A 22,580-nucleotide genomic window follows, 5' to 3' on the forward strand; every position below is an offset into this window, starting at 1 on the left:
GGTAAAACTCTCACATTTTTTAACTTAAGTTACAAATTAATATATTATTCTTCAAGCTGACTTGAAAAAGTAAATTCCAGTGCAGGACTAAATTCCACCACCCTTTAAAAGTTGTCATAAATGGTAGAGGTTTTTGCGCGCTATTCTAAGATTTCTGCTATAATTAAGCTAACTTCTTACAAAAAATCATATTTTAGGGCAGAGAAAACAGGCCACTGGAGTTTCGCGTGCGAGGCTAAATTCCACCGGTCACATTAAAAAATTGTGAAAAGTTTACTTCCAGTCCGACAGCAGATTTAAGTAAGTTAGTTAACGGTTGTAGCGAATCAGCTTAGGTGTCAGATTGACCTCGTCAGGGACAATGCGCCTAAGCTGAAGCGCTTTTAAGGTGTCTTCACCAAATGATTCTAGAGCCAGATTATATGGCGTTTCGCCACCCAGACTCTCCCGTGGTGTGGAATTGATATGATTAACAATCAGATTCACGTCCCATTGAGTTAGAAATTCAAAGCTGGTTCCTTTTGGAAGCACCATGCGAAGCATGGTATGAACATTTTCAACGCCCCCCTTCTGGCCGCTACGCATCGGATCACAGAAGTAGAGATTACAGCGCTGTATTTCGCTGATCCCAGTCTCCAGGCCTACAGGATCGCCAAATTCGCAGCCACGGTCAGTTAATAAGTATTCGAATAAGGAAACGAATTCATAGGTTCCCAGTCGTTTTTCGAGATGGTCAAATACAAGTCGTACGGCGCCTTTGGTGCATCGGTTCATCAGGAATGCAAGAAAAAGTTTTTCCCTTGTTAAGTAGAACGTCAGCAGAGTTTTTTTAGATTCTCGGGAAGAATGAACCGTGTCCATTTCTGCAAAGTATTCAAGGTCCAAAGCCTGAAAATCAAGATAGGTTCTGTTGACAAAAACAGAGCGATCCGTGATCTGCATCCTGTGGCATTTACGTGGTTTGAACTTAGGTTTACGCTTTAAATCTACATTTCTGGCGGAGAACAGACCCTTGTCAATGTAGGTATAGATTGTGCGGACAGACATATCCAGTTCCGGATGATTTATGGATATCTGATAGGGAGACTGCCCCTGCTCAATCAGTGGAGAAACAATCATATCTTTTTGATGCAGCTCGTGTTTTGTCATGCAGATACCATTTCTGGAATTGGTGAGTAACTCATGATATTTGCGATCAGCAAACCGTGCATTGTATGTGTATTTGTGAGCAATTGTGCAGTGAGAGATCTTCTTGTCGCAGCCATTGCAAACGTAGGGAGCTTTATCCAGTCGGGAGCAGCGTTCCTTCACAAAATCTCGGCAGGTTTGATTACAGGTTGGACAGGAAGCACATTTGACCCCACATACAAGAATCTTTTTGCAGACATTTACTTTTCGACAGCTAAACCTGTGAATGCAGAAGTTCTTGGCATTGTAAAAGGTGCCTTTATGATACCAGTCAGAGGAACGTCTGGCCTTCACTTCCTTAGAGATGGTGGTTGGATCTTTGCATAGATATTTTGCAATATCTTTAAATGTATGATTTTGATTTAAAGAGTTTTCAATAAAAACACGATCCTTCAGAGTGAGATGCTTCTGGTTACCAGGAATATATTTACTCATAAAATCTCCTTCTACTGCTGTCAGAAGGAGTTATAAAGATACCATATATGTATGAAAGAGTAAATATAAACTGTGCAGAGGTAAACTCTACCTGGGTAAGTGGTAGTGGAATTTACATTTTCAATTTTCATATTATTCTTCAAAATTCTGTCATAATTGACAAATATCTGCCCCATGTTATATAATATTATTTAGTAAAATTCAGTAAAAATTTTACAGAAAAGGTGAGTAGTTTCCAGCATGTAAATAATGATTAGGAGGATATGACTGTGGCGGGAAAATTTAAGGCATTAAAGAGGGTCATAAAAAAGTCAGAGGAGGGGTCTGACCCATCGGGAAAGAACAAATCCATAAAAGGGAGATTGCTGTCTGGTATCATTGCTATGTGTGTGGCAATATCTATTTTGTTTGGTACTTTCAATGGTTATCTGTTCTACCGGGATGCGAAAAATAATACTGATATGAGACTTAAGGAATCAGCAGAGGCTTATAGTCAGGCGATTGAGAACGCCATAGATATTTACAAGATTAAAATAGAGGCCATCGCACAATACACTTCCATTACAGACCGGAATAAAAGTGACGGGCAGAGAAAAGAAGCGATGGATAAGCTGGCGAAGGATTACGGCTTTTTGGAGGTTACAACAGCGGATGTCAACGGAAAAGCATCGAATGGTGCAGACGTCAGCCAATTGGAATATTTTAGCCACGCAATAAAGGGCGAAACTTACATATCAACTACCATGCAAAGCAAGGAACTGGGCAAAACAGTTCTGGTCATTGCAGCTAAGGTGAATAACGGGGAATATAACGGGATTGTAACAGGAACCCTGGATGCAGATGTATTCAGCAAGATGATTGACGCAGTTACCATGGGAAAATCCGGTTATGGATTCGTTGCAGATAAAGCCGGCAAGGTAGTTGCCCACAAAAACAGAAACGTAGTATCAAATGAGACCAATTATATTGAACTGGCAAAAAGTGATTCATCACTCAGGGGCGTTGCCGCCAATATACAGGAGATGATTAATGGAAAGTCTGATATCCGGACTGCCCGCTTTAAGGGGAAGACTCTGGTCATGGGTTACACACCTATAACCAACACAGACGGCTGGTCCATCGGAGTTGCAGCAAACCAGTCCGAGATGATGGCAGGCTTCTATCAGTCGCTGATTATCACAATCATTCTGGCGGTTCTGATGATTCTTGCATCTCTCCATATGGCTTTTCGGATTGCAGGCCCGATCGTCAGACCGATTATCGGATTGGCAGAGCGTATCAAAGCTCTTGATGAGGGAGATTTGCATTCTGAAGTACCTCAGATCAATACCGGAGATGAGCTTGAGGATTTATCCCGTTCATTTACCGGAACGATCAATACCCTTAATAGCTATATTAATGAGATTTCTACAATATTAAGCGGTCTGGAAAAGGGAGACTGCACGATTACAGCAACTCAGGATTATAAAGGTGATTTTGTACAGATTAGGGATTCACTGAATGGTATTACCTATAACTTAAATTCGGTATTTACTAAGATTAAAGAATCTTCTGACAGAGTAGCAGAGGGATCAAGGCAGATTTCCGACGCTTCCCAGGCACTGGCTTCGGGCGCGACCGAACAGGCAGCTACAGTTGAGGAATTAAGCGCTTCGGTAAGCAGCGTTTCTAACCGGGCACAGCAGAATGCAGAGAATGTTCAGAAGGCTACTGGCTATGTAAGAGAGGCGGTTACCGGAATGGACGAAGGCAATACTTATATGGAGAAGCTGGATCACTCCATGAAGGAAATCGGACAGGCTTCAGAGAAGATTTCAAACATTACCAAGGTAATTGAGGATATTGCATTCCAGACCAATATACTGGCTTTAAATGCAGCGGTAGAATCAGCCAGAGCTGGAGAAGCAGGCAAGGGATTTGCAGTGGTAGCCGATGAAGTACGTAATCTTGCCGGTAAATCTGCAGAGGCTGCCAAGCAGACAGCAGATCTCATCGGACATTCGGTTCAGACCGTGTCAGAAGGTGTAAAGATTGCTTATGAGACAACCCGCATTTTAAAGTCAGCTGCAGAGAAATCCGGACAGGTGGAGCATACGATTCAGGAGATTGCAGCTGCTTCCAATGAACAGGTGGAGGCGATCGATCAGATTAACCAGGGACTGACCCAGGTCTCAACAGTCGTTCAGACCAATGCGGCAACAGCAGAGGAAAGTTCTGCTTCCAGTGAGGAACTGGATGCCCAGGCCCAGTTATTAAAGCAGGAAGTAGAGAAATTCAGGCTTCAGGATACCGATCCGCAGGAAAAAGAGGAAAGCGTCCGTTATGAGGCCGCAGCCACCCTTGAGGTACCGGTTGATAATACAGATACTAAAGTATATACCGAACCTGACCAAACATATATAACCCCTTCGGTTAATATACACGACTCGGCAAAATATTAAATTAAGCGTTCACTGCAATTCTACGGATTTGCAGTGAACCTTATTTTTTATGTTCCAAATGAAGAGTTCATGATATAATTGCAAAAAAGGGGGGACGAAAAGATGAAAATTGATCGGCTGATCGGTATGATATCCATACTGCTTCAAAAAGAAAAGGTGACAGCGCCCTATCTGGCAGATAAGTTCGAGGTATCCAGAAGAACCATAAACCGGGATGTGGAAGATTTATGCAAAGCCGGAATCCCGATTGTCACCGAGCAGGGGAAAAATGGGGGAATATCCATAGCAGAAGGCTATAAGGTGGATAAAACATTGTTTACTTCTTCAGAAATGCAGGCAATACTTTCAGGGTTAAAGAGTTTAGACAGCGTGTCAGGAACCAACCGCTACCAGCTACTCATGGATAAGCTTTCCTTTGGAAGTAGTGATTATGTGGGAGCCAGCGGACCGGTCGTCATTAATCTGAGTTCCTGGTATCAGTCCTCTCTGACACCTAAATTTGAGCTGATTAAGGATGCCATTGAGAGAAAAAAGATAATTGAGTTTCACTATTATGGTCCGGGTGGGGAAAATGACCGGATCATAGAACCTCGTTTGCTGATATTTGAATGGTCCTCCTGGTATGTTTGGGGATATTGTCTGCTAAGAGATGATCTCCGCATGTTTAAGCTGCACCGTATGACACAGATAATATGTACCAATGAGGACATAGAGGAGAGGGAGCCGCAGTTATACCAGATGAATCCGAGTGAGGTATCCTGGACCAATGAAGTATATGTAACAGCAGAATTTGATGGAACCATGAAATGGCGTCTCATCGAAGAGTTCGGAATCGGCAGTTTTACGGAAAGCGATGACGGCAGACTTACAATGACAATCAGCTGGTCAGATAAGGCGTCTTTATTCAGCTGGCTTCTTGGCTTCAGGGATCATGTGAGGATTCTGGAGCCACTGGAATACCGGTCGGATTTTCTGGAACTTTTGGACAGGATTAAGACCCGTAATAAATTTGGTATCGAAGGTGCAGATTGAAGCAGAATACGGAAGCCGCAGTGCAGCCGGTTGAACCGGTGTGCTGCGGCTATTTCTTTTCCACGGCAACCCAGATTTCACAGGTGTAGCCAGGATTTTTTATATCGTCCGACGGATAGACTTCAAAGTCTGTGCCGCCGCAGGGCTGGTAGTCATTTGCAGGGAAAAATTCACTGTAAATCTGTTTATACAGCCGGGAAAATGCCTCCGGCATTGTGCCGGTACACGGAAACACTGCGTAGGTATGAGACGGTATTGCGGTTATCAAAAAGTCTTTGTCTGCTGCTGTAATTCCGTTATAGGGAACTCCAATGGCATAGGGTATGCCAGGATTTACAGCATCTGCCCCAAAGCTTATCCCAGTCATGCAATTGCCAAATAGGCTGTCATTTGGAATATATCGGCACAGCGTTGGGATTGTCTCATCCTTTCGGCACTGCTGCCAGAATTCAGTTATTCTGGCAGAGGTCAGTTCTTTTTCTGCGGATACACGAAGCGGTTTGCAGATCATCTGAAACCCCACTCTTTTTTCAATTCTGTAATCTGTAATCGTTGCACCGTCTAATATCAGTTTTACACAAAGGCGGGAAAATGATTTTAAGCTGGCTCCTTTTCGGGCCTGGGAAGGGGATACGCCATGAAAGCGGGTGAAAGCCCGGCTGAAGCTTTCCTGAGTTTCATAGCCGTATTTCACGGCGATATCCAGTATACGGGCATTTGTACCAGCAAGTTCGCCCCCTGCAAGAGTCAGTCTCCGCATACGGATATAATCTCCTAATGTAAATCCGCAGAGAAGTCCAAATACCCGCTGAAAATGAAAGCCTGATGAGTACGCCTGTTTTGCAATCTCATTATAATCCAGATTCATAGTAATATTCTCTTCTACGTAATCCACCGCTTTTTGTATTCCGCTGATCCAATCCATTTTAAAACCTCCTATTCAAATATTGGAACGATCTCTCGGGTCACCAGCTCCAGCCTGACGTTGTATTTTGGCTTAAACCGGGAAGTAATGGCTACAACAATGTTCTTTTTTTCGTTGACAAAAATAAAATTACCACAGTCACCAATCGCTGCATAGCATGGACCTTTGCTGTCATTTATAATCCACCATAAATATCCGTAAGGCAGTTCACCACAGATCTGCCTGCAGCATTCACCAGAATACCGGATAAAATCTGTGTTCCAACTGTGGAATACATGAAATTCCCTGTGATCCCGGCTTTGCCACCCAATAGATCCAGGGCAGCCTTTGTCCAGTCGTTACTTGTATATACCTTCGTGTAAGGTTCGTTCCGGTACTTATAAGGAGCGGTCATTGTAAGCAGTTGCTTTATGGTAACATTCTGGATTGTGTGTTCTCCCCGTTTGATCGTATAATCAGGGAAAAAATCCAGAACCTTCTGGTCCGGATTTTTTATAAAGCCTTTATCTATGGCAATACCGATCAGCGCGGATACAATGCTTTTTGTCACCGACATAATGTGAACCGTATCTTCTGGGGTAAATCCGTCAAAATAGCGTTCATATACCGTTTTTCCCTTTTTCATCACAACAATACCAGCAATATTATCGTAATCTGCAGCAATGATATGTTCTAAATTTAAAATGTCGTGGTTCATGGTTTTCCTCCATTTGTTTATTATTCTATAATCCATAATAGAGGGAAATGATGAGGAATGCCTGATATTTTGTGCGGAGCAGTGTCATGCCTTTGGTGTTCGGGTAATCAGGGTATAATAATAGTATGTTTAGTTTCTGTATGCAGATGAATGAAATAAGCAGCATTGAAAAGGAGACAGTAATATAAAACGTACTCTCCTTTGCAATGCTGCTTATCTGTTACCCCTTTTGCCTGCTATTGACAAATGTTTTAATTGCTGCAAAACTTTCAGCGCTGATCACATGCTCAATCCGGCAGGCATCCTCTAAGGCAATTTTACGTTCCACCCCAAGAGCCATAAGCCAGTCGGAAAGGAAGGTGTGGCGCTCGTACATCCGTTCTGCAATTTCCTGTCCCTTTTCCAGCAGTGTAATATGTCCGTTTTCATCCATATCAATAAAACCGTTCTCACGCAGATTCTTCATTGCTACGCTGACACTGGGCTTGGAAAATTCCAATTCACCGGCGATATCAATTGAGCGGACATATCCGTTGCGCTGATGAAGCATTAAAATTGCTTCCAGATAATTTTCAGCAGATTCCTGTATTTTCGTAACAGCCACCTTCTTTCAGTAGTTCTTTTCATATCTGTCTATTGTAACACAAAATGCCGTTTGTTTTCAAGTCAGGTGATCCAATGCTTTTTCATGCTTTTTTATCATTGTACGAAACTGACTGATGGTAATTCCAAGGACTTCACTGGCTGACCGCAGTGAATACTCCCGGTTTTGCCATTTCTCATACACTGGGAAGAATTCTTCAGGAAGAGGAGAGGGATATCGCCCTAAGTGCTTCCCTTGTGCTTTTGCTATGGCAATCCCTTCTGCCTGTCTTTGCCGGATACTTTCTCTTTCTGCCTGGGCTACATAGGAAAGCAGCTGCAGCACAATGTCTGAGATCAGCGTTCCAATTAAATCCTTATTGGTCCTTGTGTCAAGAATCGGCATATCAATAATTACAATATCGGCTTTTGTGATTTTAACAATATCTCTCCATTCCTGTTGAATATCTTCATAATTTCTACCAAGACGGTCCAGGCTCTTGACCACCAGCACATCTCCCTCTTTTAGTTTTCGTTTTAGTTTCTGGTACTGTGGCCTGTTGAAATCTTTTCCCGATAATTTATCACAATAAATATTTTTTTCTAAAACTCCCCACTTAATCAATTCGATCAGCTGGCGTTCAACGTTCTGGTCCAGTGTGGAGACTCTGACGTAACCATAAAAATTATTCATATTGTTTTCCTCCTGTCCTTCTTAGTATGGCAGAAAGGGTGGATTTTAAAATGAGACAAGCATATTGTATTGCTAAAAAGGTGTACCTTTCTATATCGACATTAAAATTCACCTTTCTGTTATTTTTTTGTTGAAATATGTCAGAATTTTTATTATAATATATTATGGTTGATTTTACTCATTTGACAAGCATATTGTATTGCTAAAAAGGTACACCTTTGTGACAGAAAATATATGAAAATACATAGAAATGTGGTTATATTTATCAAATATTGAAACAATGTAACCGTACTGAGTAACAACGAAAGGGGGCCGGTTGAATTCCGGTACAAAAATATGGAAAGGGTATCAATGAAAAGGGCAATAGGCAATTCTTATCAGTGTCAGAAATATCTCAGGAAATGGGGCTGATCAGCCAGTTAAAGCTGAAACCAAGTGCCAACTCATGATTGAAGGTGTATTAAATGACGGAAAAAGATGCTTATGTTCTTCTTGAGCAGATTCGGAGTATTATTTTAAATAAACCGGCGGTGGGAGAACTGGAGGGAGAAGCGCCAGTATTTAAGGAGCTTCAGGAGACGGTTTCCTATTTATCCAGATGTATGTCGGAAATGAACCGGTTTATAAAAAATCTGGCAGAAGAAAAAGAGATTGAGCCTTTGTCTGAACAGGATAATTTTCTGGCAGAGAGGCTGAATCAGCTGGAAGTTCGAGAACGGAAACTGAGAGAGCAGGCAGTTAGAAATAAAGGCTTCAGTTCTTTGCTTTTGGCTATCATTAACAGTTTAAAAGACTGGGTTGTTGTAACAGAGGAAAAGACTGGTGAAATCCTTTTTACTAACAATCTTTTTAAAAAGCGGTTTTATAATCAGCAAACCGGGCAGTTTTACTGCGATGACGGGTGTGGGCTGATGGAACGCCTGCAGTCACCAAATGAAATAAAACACAAATATAAATTCGAGTATCAATGCAGCAAACAGAAATTTTTTCAGGTGGTATCACATCCGCTGCAGTGGGAAAATACGAAAGCGGTTATTCATCTTATTACGGATGTGACATATCAGAAAGAAACGGAGGCATATTTGGAAGTAATGGCATATAAAGATGAATTGACTGGACTGAATAACCGGAGATGCTGTATCAGCACCATCGATGATTATATTAAGGATGAATGTTCATTTGCATTGTGTATGATTGACCTGGATGGATTAAAAACAATTAATGATCAGTTTGGTCATTTAAACGGAGATAAATATTTAAAATGCGTATCAAAGGAATTAAAGAAAACTATAGGAGAAGGAGATTTCATCTGCCGCTTTGGAGGGGATGAATTTGTGGCCCTCTACCGGGGAGTATCGGAGAGCGAGGTTGGAAAGCGGATGGCTGCGGTGAACAGGAATCTTTCCTGTATCTCAGCCGATTTTCCCATGTCTGTAAGCTTCGGAATTATCTGCATAAAAAAAGACATGAATCTGCTGCCAGAGACGGCCTTAAAAATAGCGGATGAAAAAATGTACCGGTTAAAAAGGATTCGAAAGCAGAAAAAAATCCGGTCTTAAGAAAGCCGTAACAGCCAGTGTATCTTTTCTTGTGTTTTTTGTCATTTTACATTATAATGATAGGCAGGTAAAATGAAATGGGAGCAAGAAAAGAATGAGATTTATTGGAAGCAAGACACTGCTGCTGGATCAGATTAAGAGTGTAATTGATGAGAAAGCACCGGAAGCGAAAAGCTTTTGTGATATATTTTCTGGAACCGCTGCGGTTGCCAGATACTTTAAACAGTGGTACCAGGTCTGTTCCAATGACCTGCTGTACTTTTCTTATGTGCTTCAGCGGGCAACCGTTGAAAACGACCAGATGCCGGAATTTGAGCGCCTTAAGGCAGAGACCGGAATAGATGATCCTCTGGATTACTTTAACGGCAGACAGAAAAATGATCTGGAAGTACTGCCTGTGAAACGGCGTTTTTTTCAGAATACATATGCACCAGCCGGCGGCCGCATGTATTTAAATGATGACAATGCCCTGCGTATTGATTTTGCGCGCTGTACCGTTGAAGACTGGAAGGCTGCGGGGCTGCTAAGTGAGGACGAGTACTTCTATCTGGTGGCTTGTATTGTAGAGGGCATTCCCTTTGTATCCAATACTTCGGGAACTTACGGGGCCTTTCATAAGTCGTGGGAGAGAAGAAGCTATAAGCATTATGAGCTTTACCGCCTGCCGGTTATCCATAACGGGAAAGAGAACCGGTGTTACAATGAGAATGGATCGGATTTATTAAAGCGGCTGGAGGGTGATATCCTGTATATTGATCCGCCCTACAATTCCAGACAGTATTTTTCCAATTACCACGTACTGGAGACTGCTGCCAGATATGATTACCCCGAAGTCCGGGGGGTTACAGGGCAGAGGCCGGATCAGGAAGGTCAGAAATCCGAATTTTGTATGAAAAACAAGGCAGTTCCTGCCTTTGAGGAACTGCTTTTTCATGCCAGATTCCGCCATATTATACTGAGCTACAGTACAGATGGACTGATGGCTATGGAAGAGATAGAAGCGGTTATGAAAAAATATGGAAAGCCGGAGACTTATCAGGTTTATGAAATTCCTTACCGCAGATACAAGAGCCGGAAGGTTAAGGAAACAGAACGATTAAAAGAGCTTCTGGTATACATAGAAAAGCAGGTGCCGCCATGTACATAAAAAGTCCTCTTAACTATACAGGAGGAAAGTTTAAGATTCTGGAACCTGTTTTTCAGGCCTTTCCAGCGGACATCCGGACATTTGTGGATGTGTTTGCTGGAGGGTTTAATATAGGGATTAATGCAGAGGCTGAGACGATTATATGCAATGATCAGATTAATTATCTGATTGAGATGTTTCAGATGTTTCAGTCCACTGAGATCCATGAACTGCTGGAGCGCATCAGAGACATTATCAGTACCTATCAGCTGACCCAGCAGAATAAAGACGGATACTATGCACTTCGGTCTGATTATAACCAGACCCGTGATTTAACAAAGCTTTTTGTTCTCACCTGTTACGCGTTCAATCACCAGATCCGTTTTAATAACAGCCATGAATTCAATTCTCCCTTTGGGAGAAACCGAAGTTCCTTTAACAGCAATATTGAAAGGAATCTGACCCGGTTTTGTCTGGCTCTTCAGAAAAAGAATATTCAGTTTACCAACAGGGATTTTACAGAACTGGATTATTCAAAGCTTGGACCGGAAGACTTGGTTTACTGCGATCCGCCCTATCTCATTTCCACCGGGAATTATAATGATGGTAACCGGGGATTTAAGGACTGGAAGGAAAAGGAAGAGCGGGAGCTGTTAGACCTGCTTGACAGACTGAATCAGAAAGGAATCCGGTTTGCCCTGTCCAATGTATTTTATCATAAGGGGCTGTCCAATGAACTGCTGATTGAATGGAGCCGGAAGTACCGGATCCATTATATTGATAAGACCTATTCTAACTGTAATTATCAGTTCAAAGAACGGGATGCCGTTACGGTTGAAGTGCTTATAACTAATTATTAAAAAAGCGGAAGCCCTGATTCATTCGATTCAGAGGATCCGCTTTTTCGTTCTTATTTTATCTGCTTCTGTTTATCTGACTCTTTCTCCACCTTAATCTCCCAATGGATCAAAAATGTGAGTGCAGCCCTCAGAACAATGATGGCGGCAACCAGAACCACTTCAGAAAGCTCTCGCACAACCACAGTTCTCAAAATCTCGCTTCCAAGCTTAAATTCCAGTCCCAGCGCCATGCCCTGAGCAAGATTCAGCCGTATGGCAGGATTGTGCTTAACATAGTTAATAATACCCTTGATTCCGGATACGACGATGACAATGACTCCTATAAATTCAAAGAGAAGAATTGCCAAATCTACGACCTGCAGCAGCAAAAGCTCCAGATTTTCTACCATGAGTTTCCCTCCGTCTGGTATCAGTTAGTTAGATTTTACTTCTTTCCATGCTTCGTTATAAAGACTGTCTGCCTGATCTCCCAGGTACTGATATACTTCGCTGTTCTTTAACATAGCTTCATCTGGAAATAAAGTCTTGTTGTTTTTTAATTCTGGATCAAGAAGGTCAAAAGCGCCTTTGTTAGGTGTTGGATAAGTGATGTATTCAAAGTTCTTCTTTGCGATATCCGCACGGCACATGAAGTTAATCCACTTTTCTGCATTCTCTTTATTGGGGGCATTGGCTGGTATTACCCAGGAATCAAGCCAGAGGTTGGTCCCTTCTTCCGGAATCACGTATTCCAGAGAATAATCCAGACCAAGTTCCTTCACTTCGTTCTGGATATAAAGCATCTCACCGGAATAGATTACACCCACAGCAGCTTCCCCTCCGATCATCTTGTCCCGGACCTGATCGATTACATAAGCCTGAACCAGCGGTTTCTGCTTAATTAAGAGCTCTTTTGCCTCATTGATTTCCTGCTCGTTTGTGGTATTCATGGAATATCCCAGAGATTTAAGGGCAACCATAAAGGCATCCCGGACACTGTCCTGCATCAGAATGTTGTCTTTGAACTTTTCATCCCACAGATCCGACCATTTGGTTGGAACATCTTCCTTTGCTACCATGCTGGTATTGTAAAGGATTCCTACGGTTCCCCAGCAGTAGGGCACGGAATATTTATTTTCCGGGTCAAAGCTCTTTGACATCTCCATGTACTTTGGATCAATTTCTTTGATATTAGGAATGTTGTCAAAGTTGATTTCAGCGAGAAGATTGTTCTGGGCCATCTTCTGAATCATGTAGTCTGAAGGGCAGACTGCATCGTATTTAACGCCGCCTGCTTCAATAACAGGGTACATCTCTTCATTGGTTTCAAATAAGTCATAAACAACCTTAATCCCTGTTTCTTTTTCAAACTGCTGAATGACGGATTCGTCAATGTATTCCCCCCAGTTGTATACATAAACCTCTCCGTTGCTTCCTGCTTTTGTCTCGGATTTTTTGCATCCGCTTACTACAGATATGGAAAGCAGGGTGAGTGCGCTGATTGCAAGAAACGTTTTCATTCTTTTTTTCATTTACTTGATCTCCTGTTATTTTTTTCTCCTGGGCGCAAAGTTTGTAATAAGAAGCAGAACCAGCACCGTTAAAAAGATGATTGTAGAAAGTGCATACATGGAAGGCTTGATTCCCCTTCGCACTTCACTGTAAATTAGTGTTGATAATGTATTGATTCCGGCCCCCTTAGTAAAGTGGGTGATTATAAAATCATCCAGAGACATGGTGAATGCCAGAAGAAATCCGGAAAGTACTCCTGGAAGAATATCCGGGAATACTACCTTGAAAAATGCTGTGAGCGAGGTTGCTCCTAAGTCCAGGGCTGCTTCGTAGGTACTTTTATCTGTCTGCTTTAACTTCGGCATGACACTTAATATGACATACGGGATGTTAAAGGTAATATGTGCAATCAGTATGGTCTGAAAGCCAAGTGAGATCCCGAATGCTATGAATGCAAGCATCAGGGAGATTCCGGTTACAATATCCGCATTGAGCATGGGAATATTGGTGATACCCATGAGAAGAGAGCGGGGAACCGGCTTCATGCTGTTAATGGCTATGGCTGCTGCAGTGCCGATGATTACTGCAATGAGAGACGATACAAATGCAATCAGCAGTGTGTTATAAAGTGCATCCATAATTGTGCTGCTTGAGAACAGTTCTCCATACCATTTGGTCGTAAATCCGCCCCACTGTGTACGTGATTTTGAATTATTAAAGGATAACACTGTCATGGTAGCAATGGGTGCATATAAGAATACAACCACAAGCACCAGATAAAAATCCTGGATAAATCGTCTTAAAAAAGCTGATTTCCGATTCATTACAACACCGTTCCTTCCCCGTTTTTATCATACTTGGCAATGAGCGCCATACTGATCAAAATAAATATCATAAGGACCAATGAAAGACCAGAGCCTAAGTTCCAGTTGCTGCCTCTCGTAAATTCCTGCTCAATTACATTACCAATTAACAGGATCTTACTTCCCCCTAAAATATTAGAGATTACGAAGGTGGTCAGAGCAGGAACAAAAACCATGGTGATGCCGCTTACAATACCAGGTAAACTTAAGGGAAGAAGAATCCGGACCAGAACCTGAGTGGAATTCGCACCCAAATCCCTGGCAGCACTCAGCACATTGTCATCAATCTTCATCAGTACGTTATAAATAGGAAGAACCATAAATGGAAGGAAGTTGTAAACCATACCAAGTATGATTGCTCCCGGAGTGTTGATCAGTCCCTGGTTTGGCAGATGAAGTGCAGATAAGACTCCATTGATCACTCCGTTTTTCTCCAGCAGTGTCTGCCATGCCAGTGTGCGGAGAAGGAAATTCATCCACATGGGAAGAATAAAAATAAATACGATAAAGCTTCCCTGTTCCATACCTCTGGAACGCAGTACCATTGCAAGAGGATAAGCGATCAGCAGGCATAAGACTGTGCTGATCAGGGAGAGCTCCAGGGAAAGCCACAATGCCTTTGCATGTTCCTGCGACGCGACTGAGATTACATTAGAAAGCGTGAAAGCCCCGCTTTTGTCGGTCAGTCCGTAAAATACAATCAAAGCCAGAGGAATCAAAATGAAGCCAATCATCCACATCAGATATGGTCCGGACAATAATTTTTTATTCATTGATACCTACGGCCTCCTCATCCTCTGACGCAGGCTTATTCATGATCTGGATATCAAAGGGATCAACATGAATGCCCACATCCTGACCAACAGGGAATAAGTCTGTACTGTGTACCAGCCATTCGAACCCATCCGGTGAAGTTACTTCCATTTCATAATGAACACCTTTAAAGATTAAATGTGTCACTTTTCCCGTAAGAGTTCCGTTCTCCGGAGCAACCAGATCGATATCTTCCGGTCTGATTACCACATCAACTGGTTTATTGAGTCCGAAGCCCTTATCCACACAGTTAAATTTAGCACCGAATATCTGAACAAGCTCATCCCGGAGCATGATTCCGGGAACTATGTTGCTTTCTCCAATAAAGTCAGCCACAAATGCATTCTCCGGTTCATTATAAATGTTTTCCGGAGAGCCCATCTGCTGAATATAGCCCTGATTCATGACAACAATGGTGTCGGACATGGTTAATGCCTCTTCCTGGTCATGGGTTACATAAATAAAAGTAATTCCCAGCTCATTTTTTAAACGGATCAGCTCATACTGCATATCCTGGCGAAGCTTTAAATCCAGCGCGCCTAAAGGTTCATCAAGCAGCAGGACACGTGGTTCGTTGACAATTGCTCTTGCTATGGCGATTCTCTGCTGCTGTCCCCCGCTTAAAGAACTGACGCTGCGGTTTTCAAAACCATCTAAGTTCACCAGCTTTAATGCATATTTAATTTTATCCTGAATATAAGATCTGGATTTATTCTTGATTTTTAAACCAAACGCAATATTCTCTGCAATGGACATATGGGTAAATAGTGCATACTTTTGAAAGACCGTATTCAGCTGCCTTTTATTAGGGGGCAGACTGGTGATATTCTGTCCGTCAAAAATAACTTCGCCTCTGTCCGGACTTTCGAAGCCTCCGATGATGCGCAGGGTGGTTGTTTTACCGCAGCCGCTGGGGCCGAGCAAGGTGACAAATGTGTTCTCCTTCACGGAAAGATTTAAATCATCAAGAACCATCGTTCCGTCGAAGCTTTTAGAAATGTTGCGTAAATCGATGAGTGGCTGACCCATGAGCTTTATCCTCCTGTTAAAAGCTTGGAGGTGAACTTACCCAGATTAAGGAAGCACCTGCCTTGCTGCTTAAGTAATGTTTTTTATCTGGTATAAAGTAAAAGGATTCCCCTTTTTTTGCTTTATATGTTTTAGTTCCTATATGAATGGAAATGTTTCCCTGCAGCACATATCCGAATTCTTCCCCCTCATGGGGATTGTCCGGGTAAGTCTGCCCCCCTGCTTCCAGAGTCAGCAGGATGGGTTCCATCATATTTTTCTGTGCGTTTGGTATGATCCATTTAATTTCATTTTTCAAATCAGCATCGTGTTTTTCAAAATAATCAGAGTTTCCGAAGACAATCTGCTCCTCTATGGTTTCGTTGAAAAATTCTCCGATGGAGGTTCCAAGGCACTGCAGAATATCCATAAGAGTCGCAATGGATGGGGAGGTTAAATCCCTTTCCAGCTGAGATATAAATCCCTTTGAGAGCTCCGCGCGGTCAGCCAGTTCTTCCTGAGTCAGTCCTTTTAAAATACGCAGCTCCTTTAATTTTGTACCGATATCCATGTGCTCCTCCTTCTTATTATGTTAAGCCGAAAGTTTACTTATACTAACTGACGATAAATATAACTATAAAGTTTAGTAATAATAAACATGCAGCAAGATTCATTATACTGGATTTTCCATGTATGTCAATAGTTTTTAGGGAAGTTTTTCCTTAACAAACAGGGAAACTTATGATATGATATTTCTAGCTTATACAAGGATGATTCGAGGAGGAAAATTGTTATGACAGGTAAATATATGGCGTATGTAGGTTCCTATTCCTACAATGGACAGGCCAAGGGTATCACCGTGTATGATGTTGATGTGGAAAAGGGTTGTTTTATTCCCAGATGTGAGGTTGAAGTTGACAATTCTTCCTATGTTGTTGCCTCCAATAATGGCAGGACACTTTATTCCATAGCGGATGAAGGCGTTGTGTCCTTTAGAATCCATGAGAATGGTTCCATAACAAGAATGAATACTGCTAATATTAAAGGGATGAGAGGCTGTCATTTATCTACGGATAAAGATGATAAATATATATTTGTATCCGGCTATCATGATGGAAAGTGTACCGTACTTCGTTTAAATGACGACGGCTCCGTAGGTGATATCGTAACCGGAGTGTTCCATAAAGGACTGGGCAGCGTTGCAGAGAGAAATTTCCGTCCTCATGTGAGCTGTTCCAGACGTACACCGGACGGAAAGTTCATTATGGTTGCTGATCTGGGAATCGATCAGGTTAAGATCTATCATTTTGATGAAAAGGACGAAGAGATGATGCTGGTAGATGCCATCAGAAGTGAATTGGAGTCCGCACCCAGATGCTTCCGTTTCAGTTCTGACGGTAAGTTCTTCTATCTGATTCATGAGCTTAAGAATGTAATTGAAGTATTTACCTATGAGACAGGGGAGCGCCAGCCCAGGATTGAAAAGATTCAGACCATTCAGACCACAGGCCCCAAACCTCTGACACAACTGACCGCAGCAAGCGCTATGCGTCTTTCCAACGATGAAAGGCACATGTTTTGCTCCAATGCAGGGGATAATACGGTTACGGTATATGACCGTGATCCGAAGACAGGTCTGCTGACCTTTTTGTGCTGTCTTCCAATCAGCGGAAGCTATCCAAAAGACATCTGTGTATTCCCGGATGACAGGCATATCGCTTCCATTAACCATGAGACCGGAAGCATCACCTTCTTTGCGGTGGATTATGAGAAAGGACTTTTAATTATGAACGGAAAAGAATTAAAAGTTAATGAACCCAACAGCTGTGTAATCGTGCAGGTCAGCAAATAAAAGGAGAGACAACTATGGCGGGATCCACACTTGGCACAATATTTAAAATCACAACATGGGGAGAATCCCACGGAAAAGGAATCGGTGTGGTAGTGGATGGCTGCCCTGCCGGTCTTCCACTGGAAGAAAAGGATATTCAGTGTTTCCTTGACAGGAGAAAACCCGGACAGAGTAAATTTACCACAAAGCGAAACGAAGGGGATCAGGTGGAGATCTTATCCGGTGTTTTTGAAGGAAAGACCACTGGAACCCCAATCTCAATGGTTGTCTGGAATACGGACCAGCGCTCTAAGGATTACGGTAATATTATGGAAGTATACCGGCCAGGTCATGCAGATTATACTTTTGATGAAAAATATGGTTTCCGGGATTACCGGGGAGGCGGGCGTTCCTCGGGCAGAGAAACCATCGGCAGAGTTGCGGCAGGTGCCATAGCCGCCTGTTTTTTAAAGAGTCTTGGGATCACGGTGACGGCTTATACCAGATCTGTGGGACCGTATGAAGTAAAAGCAGAGAATTTTGATTTAAACCAACGTGATAAAAACCGCCTCTATATGCCTGACACGGAGACATGTCTTCTGGCAGAGCAGTATCTGGAAGAGATGATGGGAAGAAAGGATTCTGCAGGGGGTGTGGTGGAATGTATCATCGACGGTGTGCCTGCTGGAATCGGCAGCCCTGTTTTTGATAAATACGATGCGTCCCTTGCAAAAGCGGTCATGTCCATCGGGGCAGTCAAAGGTTTTGAAATCGGTGATGGATTTTCAGCTTCCCGCGCCCTGGGCTCTGAGAATAATGACGGCTTTCACATAGGGGCTGACGGCAGGACTACGAAGGTGACCAACCATGCCGGAGGTGTTCTGGGAGGAATCAGCGATGGGTCCTCCGTGGTATTCCGTGCTGCTTTTAAACCGACGCCCTCCATTGCACAGCCTCAGAAGACAGTTACCAGACAGGGGGAAGAAACGCAGATCGAAATCAAAGGCCGCCATGATCCCATCGTGGTGCCCCGCGCAGTGGTGGTAGTAGAGGCAATGGCCGCCCTTACAACCGTTGATTTACTGCTTGCCAATTTATCTGCCAGAATGGACCGGATTGTATCCTTTTATGGTAAAGAGACAGAATAACTTGATTATATCCGGTATTTATGCTATGTTAAATGCCGGATATATTACTGAATTATTTAAATAGAAACAGGAGAACGACAATGAAGATTGCAATGGGTAATGATCATACAGCGATAGAGATGAAAGAAGCGATCAAAGAATTTGTGGAAAGCAAAGGCTATGAAGTCATTGACTTTGGAACCAATTCCACAGAAAGCTGCGATTATCCGGAGTATGGTGAGATGGTAGGACGCGCAGTCGCAGATGGTAAAGCGGATTTAGGGATTGCAATCTGCGGAACCGGAGTTGGTATCTCTCTTGCCTGTAATAAGGTTAAGGGAATCCGTGCCTGTGTCTGCAGTGAGCCATACACAGCAAAGCTTTCCAGAATGCACAATGATTCCAATGTACTTTGTTTTGGCGCCAGAGTGGTAGGTGTTGAACTGGCAAAGATGATCACGGAAGAATGGCTGGATGCGAAATACGAAGGTGGAAGACATCAGCGCCGTGTAGATATGGTAATGGATATCGAAAAGAGAAACTAACGTTTCCGACTGACCTGTTTCTGGCAGGGAATCAGATGGTTATTTCTATCTGATTTCCTTCCAGACCAATGATACAGCTTTCATAATATCCGTCACCGGTTGTCCGAGGTCCGCTGATCACTTCGTAGCCATCCTGTCTTAACCTGTTGGTGAGCTGGTCGACAGTTTCTCGGGTTCCAACACGGAATGCAATGTGGATAAAACCTGTGCGGGTGAGCGCTTTTTGTGGATCTTCCATAGCAGGTTTGTTCATGATTTCCAGCCGGCAGCCGTCTTCAAAGGTTAAGAAATAGGAGCGGAAGCCAGATTTTGGATTGTAATAACCGTCATTAGCTTCTCCATTAAAATAGATAATAAAAAATTCTTTTGCCTTTTCTAAATCATTCACATACATGGCAATATGTTCAATTTTCATTTAGTACCCCCTCTAATTCTCTTTTCAGCTTCCATACATTGTCTCCATAATTGCTTACTAACGTTATCAGAATCTGTTTTTCCCTGTCAAATGAAGAAATGAAGCTCACGCCCGGATCACAGCCCTGGAAATAAGGATTATAATTATTCACTGCTTTTTTCAGCCAGATTCCATAGCCATAACACTGGTTTTCACCGCTGTGCCTGGACAGCATGTTTTCCGTCATGGCAGGCGAGAGCAGCTTATAGGACAGAAGATTTTTCCAGAATAACCGGATATCTCCGACTGTTGTAAAAGCGCCTCCTGCACCGGTACCCTTAACATCTACACTATATATATTCGTGCGGAAGTCATTTCTTTCCCTGTCAAATATGTAATTAGCAGCGCACCTGGCAGGCAGTCTGTCCAGCTCGTAATATCCGGTATGTGCCATATTGCATGGGACAAATATAGAGTTTTCCAGATACTTGTCAAATTCCATTCCTGTAATCTGCTCAAGAATCATTGCTAACACAACAAAACCAGTATTATTGTATTGAAATCTGCTTCCTTTTGGATACATCATCGGTTTGTGAATAAAGAGGGGAAGCAGATCTTTATTGGAGCGAATCCTGTAATTTGGGAAATCAACCCACAAGTCTTCATACTCTGTCATGACTGATTCATCAAAATAGTCAGGTATCCCCGAGGTATGGGTGAGAAGCTGCCAGACTGTGATTTCAGTGTCAATCTGCTTCCAGTCAAGAGCCAATAATGCTCCAATGGTGTCTTCCAGATGAAGCTTTCCCTGTTCCACCAGCTGCAGGATACCCACCGCCACAAATACCTTTCCGGCAGAAGCTGTTGCAAATCTGGTATCCATATTATTTAAGACTTTATTGGGAAGATCGGCATATCCATATGCTTTCTGATACAGGATTTTTTCTTTTTGGCAAATGGAAATACAACCGCTAAAGCCGGTTGGAATTATTTTTTCAATATCCATATAAATTCCCTTTTCTCTGGTATTTTTCTTAATAATAGTAAACGGGCTGAAGGAAAACGGGAAAGTACCCGGATTCGTTCAGCCCGCTGTCTAATGAAGTTTCTTAATTGATGGGAAGTAGCGGAACAGCACTTTTGCTATAATCTTTTTCTTTTTCACATACTTATTATTCCACCTTCTTGCGTCAGCAGAATAATTACGGTTATCTCCCAGCATGAAGTAAGAATCGTCAGGCACCTCGAAATGAGCGTCCGGTTCAGGCTCCATGGGTTCCGGCAGATACGGCTCCTCAAGTGGAGTATCGGAATTGTTAATAAAAACCTTTCCGTTTCTGATATCGACGGTATCACCTGGAAGTCCTATGATACGTTTCACATAGTATGTTTTCCCTGTAGGATCGTCAGGAAAATGGAAAATAACAATATCGCCCCGTTCCGGATCCTCAAAATAATAGGATAATCTTGAACCGATCACCCGGTCGCCGGTCATAATGGTCTTCTCCATAGAACCGCTTGGTACTCTGCTGTTTGCAATAATAAAATTATTCAGCAGAAAAGCAATAACTGCAGCTGTAATAATAATCTTGATCCAGCTGATGATCTCTTCCTTCCAGTTAAATGGTTCCTGTGACATGTTTTCTTCTCTTTTCATATGCTTCTCTTCTTTGCTTTCTTCTTAGTTCTGAATCAAATTTTAAATGAGTTTGGTAAAATGTGCAAGGGGTTTCACAAAATGGTAAGAAAATATTCACAAACATTCATGGTTTGTCCACAATATTGTGATAAAATTCTTAATATATAAACAATCACATCTGGGGGTTACTAGATATGGAAAATAAAGGAAATAATACAGAAAGAAAGTACATTACTGGTTCTGCGGTTTTACTTATCCTGTCGTTTGGAGCTCAGATTTTAGCCCGGACAGTTCCTGGATTTGGTAATTTGTATGCGAAATTTGTATATCCGCTGATTGTGGGGAGCATCGGCAGATTCTCCGGATTATTTCCCTTTGCAGTTGTAGAGTTTTCAGCCTATGTTCTGCTTTTTAGCTGTCTTCTTTATGGAATCAGACACATCAGAGAGGGAAAGCGTCTTTTGATCCGGGGATTGTTTCTGGTTGCATGTCTGTTTTTCCTTTTCACTTTTCAATGTGGAATCAATTATTATAGAATACCATTTTCAAAGATTTCCGGTCTGGAAGTAAAAAATTCTTCGGCAGAGGAACTAAAGAGTCTCTGTCTACAGCTGACCATGATTGTGAATGGTCTGAGTGAAGCTGATGTTAACGGACATCTGGATACCGGTCTTGTGAAAACAGAGAGCGTGAAAGCGATGAAGAAGCTGGGAGAAAATTATCCGGGCTTATCCGGATATTATCCTAAGCCCAAACCGTTTTTATTATCCCAGTATTTTAGCATTCAGCAGCTTTGCGGTCAGTATATGCCTTTTACCGTGGAGGCGACCTATAACCGATTCATGCCGGATTACAATATTCCCCATACTGTCTGCCATGAACTTTCTCATTTAAGAGGGTTTATGCGGGAGGATGAGGCGAATTTCATTGGATATTTAGCATGTATTGGTTCAGATAATGAAGCGTTCCGTTACAGCGGATATTTAACCGGCTGGGTTTACGCGACCAATGCATTGGCAAAGACCGATGCCATTGCATACCAGGAGATCTGTCATCTTCTGGATCAGAGGGCATGGGAGGATTTAAGACATAACAATGAATTCTGGAGGCAGTATGAGGGCAAAGCCGCTGAGGTTGCAAATCAGATGAATAATACTTATTTAAAAATGAACAGCCAGTCCGACGGAGTTAAAAGCTATGGCAGAATGGTGGACTTAATGCTTGCTTATGCCAGAACAAAGGAACGTTAAGGCTTTGGAATCTATTGAAAAATACTCTCTGCTTTGATAAAATTACAGTATAGAATCAAAAAAAGCGGGAGGAGCCAGAT

Annotated in this window: 23 protein-coding genes; 9 read left to right on the forward strand and 14 right to left on the reverse strand. The window is 42.4% G+C overall.

What is annotated here, in order from left to right:
- Positions 1 to 309: 309 nt before the first annotated feature.
- Entirely contained in the window at positions 310 to 1,623 is a 1,314-nt protein-coding gene (locus CRO04_RS05920; protein WP_097003308.1) for an IS30 family transposase, read from the reverse strand.
- A gap of 269 nt (positions 1,624 to 1,892) precedes the next feature.
- On the opposite strand from CRO04_RS05920, the gene CRO04_RS05925 reads away from it, so the two are divergent.
- Both CRO04_RS05925 and CRO04_RS05930 read left to right on the forward strand, forming a co-directional pair.
- Positions 1,893 to 4,064 carry a methyl-accepting chemotaxis protein gene (locus CRO04_RS05925; protein WP_166432484.1) on the forward strand — a complete coding sequence of 724 codons (2,172 nt, stop codon included), beginning with the start codon at positions 1,893 to 1,895 and terminating at the stop codon, positions 4,062 to 4,064.
- Between the two features lie 102 nt (positions 4,065 to 4,166).
- The gene (locus CRO04_RS05930) at positions 4,167 to 5,096 is read left to right on the forward strand and encodes a helix-turn-helix transcriptional regulator (RefSeq protein WP_097003310.1); all 930 of its coding nucleotides are present in this window, start codon (positions 4,167 to 4,169) and stop codon (positions 5,094 to 5,096) included.
- A gap of 49 nt (positions 5,097 to 5,145) precedes the next feature.
- Here CRO04_RS05930 and CRO04_RS05935 read toward each other — a convergent pair whose 3' ends face one another.
- The 4 genes from CRO04_RS05935 to CRO04_RS05950 all read right to left on the reverse strand — a co-directional run bounded on the left by CRO04_RS05935 (position 5,146) and on the right by CRO04_RS05950 (position 7,994).
- Positions 5,146 to 6,021 (reverse strand): AraC family transcriptional regulator, encoded by an 876-nt coding sequence (locus CRO04_RS05935; protein ID WP_097003311.1) that lies wholly within the window; start codon positions 6,019 to 6,021, stop codon positions 5,146 to 5,148.
- A 175-nt stretch (positions 6,022 to 6,196) separates the two neighbouring features.
- Entirely contained in the window at positions 6,197 to 6,718 is a 522-nt protein-coding gene (locus CRO04_RS05940) for a serine hydrolase domain-containing protein (protein ID WP_330400787.1), read from the reverse strand.
- Between the two features lie 220 nt (positions 6,719 to 6,938).
- On the reverse strand, positions 6,939 to 7,322 hold the full coding sequence (locus CRO04_RS05945) for a metal-dependent transcriptional regulator (protein ID WP_097003312.1): 384 nt from the start codon (positions 7,320 to 7,322) through the stop codon (positions 6,939 to 6,941).
- 57 nt (positions 7,323 to 7,379) lie between these two features.
- On the reverse strand, positions 7,380 to 7,994 hold the full coding sequence (locus tag CRO04_RS05950; protein WP_097003313.1) for a recombinase family protein: 615 nt from the start codon (positions 7,992 to 7,994) through the stop codon (positions 7,380 to 7,382).
- Positions 7,995 to 8,458: 464 nt separating this feature from the next.
- Here CRO04_RS05950 and CRO04_RS05955 point away from each other — a divergent pair, with 464 nt between their 5' ends.
- From CRO04_RS05955 to CRO04_RS05965, 3 genes are all read left to right on the forward strand, one after another.
- Positions 8,459 to 9,553 (forward strand): GGDEF domain-containing protein, encoded by a 1,095-nt coding sequence (locus CRO04_RS05955; protein ID WP_097003314.1) that lies wholly within the window; start codon positions 8,459 to 8,461, stop codon positions 9,551 to 9,553.
- 94 nt (positions 9,554 to 9,647) lie between these two features.
- Positions 9,648 to 10,700 (forward strand): DNA adenine methylase, encoded by a 1,053-nt coding sequence (locus CRO04_RS05960; protein ID WP_097003315.1) that lies wholly within the window; start codon positions 9,648 to 9,650, stop codon positions 10,698 to 10,700.
- Complete coding sequence (locus CRO04_RS05965; RefSeq protein WP_097003316.1) at positions 10,691 to 11,539, forward strand: Dam family site-specific DNA-(adenine-N6)-methyltransferase; 849 nt, start codon at positions 10,691 to 10,693, stop codon at positions 11,537 to 11,539. Before CRO04_RS05960 ends, CRO04_RS05965 begins: the two co-directional genes overlap by 10 nt.
- A 50-nt stretch (positions 11,540 to 11,589) precedes the next feature.
- On the opposite strand, the gene CRO04_RS05970 is transcribed toward CRO04_RS05965, so the two are convergent.
- The 6 genes from CRO04_RS05970 to CRO04_RS05990 are packed head-to-tail and all read right to left on the reverse strand — an operon-like array spanning position 11,590 to position 16,285.
- Positions 11,590 to 11,928, reverse strand: a complete 339-nt coding sequence (locus CRO04_RS05970) for a DUF1622 domain-containing protein (protein ID WP_097003317.1) — start codon at positions 11,926 to 11,928, stop codon at positions 11,590 to 11,592.
- 24 nt (positions 11,929 to 11,952) lie between these two features.
- Entirely contained in the window at positions 11,953 to 13,050 is a 1,098-nt protein-coding gene (locus CRO04_RS26755) for an ABC transporter substrate-binding protein (protein WP_242974355.1), read from the reverse strand.
- A 15-nt stretch (positions 13,051 to 13,065) separates the two neighbouring features.
- Positions 13,066 to 13,854, reverse strand: a complete 789-nt coding sequence (locus tag CRO04_RS26760; protein ID WP_242974356.1) for an ABC transporter permease — start codon at positions 13,852 to 13,854, stop codon at positions 13,066 to 13,068.
- The gene (locus tag CRO04_RS05980; RefSeq protein ID WP_097003318.1) at positions 13,854 to 14,666 is read right to left on the reverse strand and encodes an ABC transporter permease; all 813 of its coding nucleotides are present in this window, start codon (positions 14,664 to 14,666) and stop codon (positions 13,854 to 13,856) included. The genes CRO04_RS26760 and CRO04_RS05980 overlap by 1 nt, the downstream gene beginning before the upstream one ends.
- Entirely contained in the window at positions 14,659 to 15,735 is a 1,077-nt protein-coding gene (locus tag CRO04_RS05985) for an ABC transporter ATP-binding protein (protein WP_097003319.1), read from the reverse strand. Before CRO04_RS05985 ends, CRO04_RS05980 begins: the two co-directional genes overlap by 8 nt.
- Before the next feature lie 16 nt (positions 15,736 to 15,751).
- Positions 15,752 to 16,285 (reverse strand): helix-turn-helix domain-containing protein, encoded by a 534-nt coding sequence (locus tag CRO04_RS05990; protein ID WP_097003320.1) that lies wholly within the window; start codon positions 16,283 to 16,285, stop codon positions 15,752 to 15,754.
- 222 nt (positions 16,286 to 16,507) lie between these two features.
- Here CRO04_RS05990 and CRO04_RS05995 point away from each other — a divergent pair, with 222 nt between their 5' ends.
- The 3 genes from CRO04_RS05995 (at position 16,508) to rpiB (ending at position 19,217) form a co-directional block, all read left to right on the forward strand.
- Positions 16,508 to 17,566 (forward strand): lactonase family protein, encoded by a 1,059-nt coding sequence (locus CRO04_RS05995; RefSeq protein WP_097003321.1) that lies wholly within the window; start codon positions 16,508 to 16,510, stop codon positions 17,564 to 17,566.
- Positions 17,567 to 17,580: 14 nt separating this feature from the next.
- Positions 17,581 to 18,693, forward strand: a complete 1,113-nt coding sequence (aroC, locus tag CRO04_RS06000) for a chorismate synthase (protein WP_097003322.1) — start codon at positions 17,581 to 17,583, stop codon at positions 18,691 to 18,693.
- An 80-nt stretch (positions 18,694 to 18,773) separates the two neighbouring features.
- Complete coding sequence (gene rpiB, locus CRO04_RS06005) at positions 18,774 to 19,217, forward strand: ribose 5-phosphate isomerase B (protein WP_097003323.1); 444 nt, start codon at positions 18,774 to 18,776, stop codon at positions 19,215 to 19,217.
- 31 nt (positions 19,218 to 19,248) lie between these two features.
- Here rpiB and CRO04_RS06010 read toward each other — a convergent pair whose 3' ends face one another.
- The 3 genes from CRO04_RS06010 to lepB all read right to left on the reverse strand — a co-directional run bounded on the left by CRO04_RS06010 (position 19,249) and on the right by lepB (position 21,268).
- On the reverse strand, positions 19,249 to 19,632 hold the full coding sequence (locus CRO04_RS06010) for a VOC family protein (protein WP_097003324.1): 384 nt from the start codon (positions 19,630 to 19,632) through the stop codon (positions 19,249 to 19,251).
- Positions 19,622 to 20,617, reverse strand: a complete 996-nt coding sequence (locus CRO04_RS06015; RefSeq protein WP_097003325.1) for a serine hydrolase domain-containing protein — start codon at positions 20,615 to 20,617, stop codon at positions 19,622 to 19,624. Before CRO04_RS06015 ends, CRO04_RS06010 begins: the two co-directional genes overlap by 11 nt.
- Before the next feature lie 90 nt (positions 20,618 to 20,707).
- Positions 20,708 to 21,268, reverse strand: coding sequence for a signal peptidase I (gene lepB / locus CRO04_RS06020; RefSeq protein ID WP_097003326.1), 561 nt, complete (start codon positions 21,266 to 21,268; stop codon positions 20,708 to 20,710).
- 176 nt (positions 21,269 to 21,444) lie between these two features.
- On the opposite strand from lepB, the gene CRO04_RS06025 reads away from it, so the two are divergent.
- Positions 21,445 to 22,500 (forward strand): DUF3810 domain-containing protein, encoded by a 1,056-nt coding sequence (locus CRO04_RS06025; RefSeq protein ID WP_097003327.1) that lies wholly within the window; start codon positions 21,445 to 21,447, stop codon positions 22,498 to 22,500.
- The last annotated feature ends 80 nt before the right edge of the window (positions 22,501 to 22,580 follow it).

The organism is Lacrimispora amygdalina (assembly GCF_900205965.1).
GTDB lineage: Bacteria > Bacillota > Clostridia > Lachnospirales > Lachnospiraceae > Lacrimispora > Lacrimispora amygdalina_A.

Bases quoted from the DNA above. Each gene is read 5' to 3' on its own strand.
- CRO04_RS05960 (WP_097003315.1), top strand. From the start codon at position 9,648: ATGAGATTTATTGGAAGCAAGACACTGCTGCTGGATCAGATTAAGAGT.
- CRO04_RS05935 (WP_097003311.1), bottom strand. From the start codon at position 6,021: ATGGATTGGATCAGCGGAATACAAAAAGCGGTGGATTACGTAGAAGAG.
- CRO04_RS05995 (WP_097003321.1), top strand. From the start codon at position 16,508: ATGACAGGTAAATATATGGCGTATGTAGGTTCCTATTCCTACAATGGA.
- rpiB (WP_097003323.1), top strand. From the start codon at position 18,774: ATGAAGATTGCAATGGGTAATGATCATACAGCGATAGAGATGAAAGAA.
- CRO04_RS05940 (WP_330400787.1), bottom strand. From the start codon at position 6,718: ATGAACCACGACATTTTAAATTTAGAACATATCATTGCTGCAGATTAC.
- CRO04_RS26755 (WP_242974355.1), bottom strand. From the start codon at position 13,050: ATGAAAAAAAGAATGAAAACGTTTCTTGCAATCAGCGCACTCACCCTG.
- CRO04_RS06010 (WP_097003324.1), bottom strand. From the start codon at position 19,632: ATGAAAATTGAACATATTGCCATGTATGTGAATGATTTAGAAAAGGCA.
- lepB (WP_097003326.1), bottom strand. From the start codon at position 21,268: ATGAAAAGAGAAGAAAACATGTCACAGGAACCATTTAACTGGAAGGAA.
- CRO04_RS05920 (WP_097003308.1), bottom strand. From the start codon at position 1,623: ATGAGTAAATATATTCCTGGTAACCAGAAGCATCTCACTCTGAAGGAT.
- CRO04_RS05965 (WP_097003316.1), top strand. From the start codon at position 10,691: ATGTACATAAAAAGTCCTCTTAACTATACAGGAGGAAAGTTTAAGATT.
- CRO04_RS05985 (WP_097003319.1), bottom strand. From the start codon at position 15,735: ATGGGTCAGCCACTCATCGATTTACGCAACATTTCTAAAAGCTTCGAC.
- CRO04_RS05955 (WP_097003314.1), top strand. From the start codon at position 8,459: ATGACGGAAAAAGATGCTTATGTTCTTCTTGAGCAGATTCGGAGTATT.
- CRO04_RS05930 (WP_097003310.1), top strand. From the start codon at position 4,167: ATGAAAATTGATCGGCTGATCGGTATGATATCCATACTGCTTCAAAAA.
- CRO04_RS05950 (WP_097003313.1), bottom strand. From the start codon at position 7,994: ATGAATAATTTTTATGGTTACGTCAGAGTCTCCACACTGGACCAGAAC.
- CRO04_RS26760 (WP_242974356.1), bottom strand. From the start codon at position 13,854: ATGAATCGGAAATCAGCTTTTTTAAGACGATTTATCCAGGATTTTTAT.
- aroC (WP_097003322.1), top strand. From the start codon at position 17,581: ATGGCGGGATCCACACTTGGCACAATATTTAAAATCACAACATGGGGA.
- CRO04_RS05980 (WP_097003318.1), bottom strand. From the start codon at position 14,666: ATGAATAAAAAATTATTGTCCGGACCATATCTGATGTGGATGATTGGC.
- CRO04_RS05990 (WP_097003320.1), bottom strand. From the start codon at position 16,285: ATGGATATCGGTACAAAATTAAAGGAGCTGCGTATTTTAAAAGGACTG.
- CRO04_RS05970 (WP_097003317.1), bottom strand. From the start codon at position 11,928: ATGGTAGAAAATCTGGAGCTTTTGCTGCTGCAGGTCGTAGATTTGGCA.
- CRO04_RS06025 (WP_097003327.1), top strand. From the start codon at position 21,445: ATGGAAAATAAAGGAAATAATACAGAAAGAAAGTACATTACTGGTTCT.
- CRO04_RS06015 (WP_097003325.1), bottom strand. From the start codon at position 20,617: ATGGATATTGAAAAAATAATTCCAACCGGCTTTAGCGGTTGTATTTCC.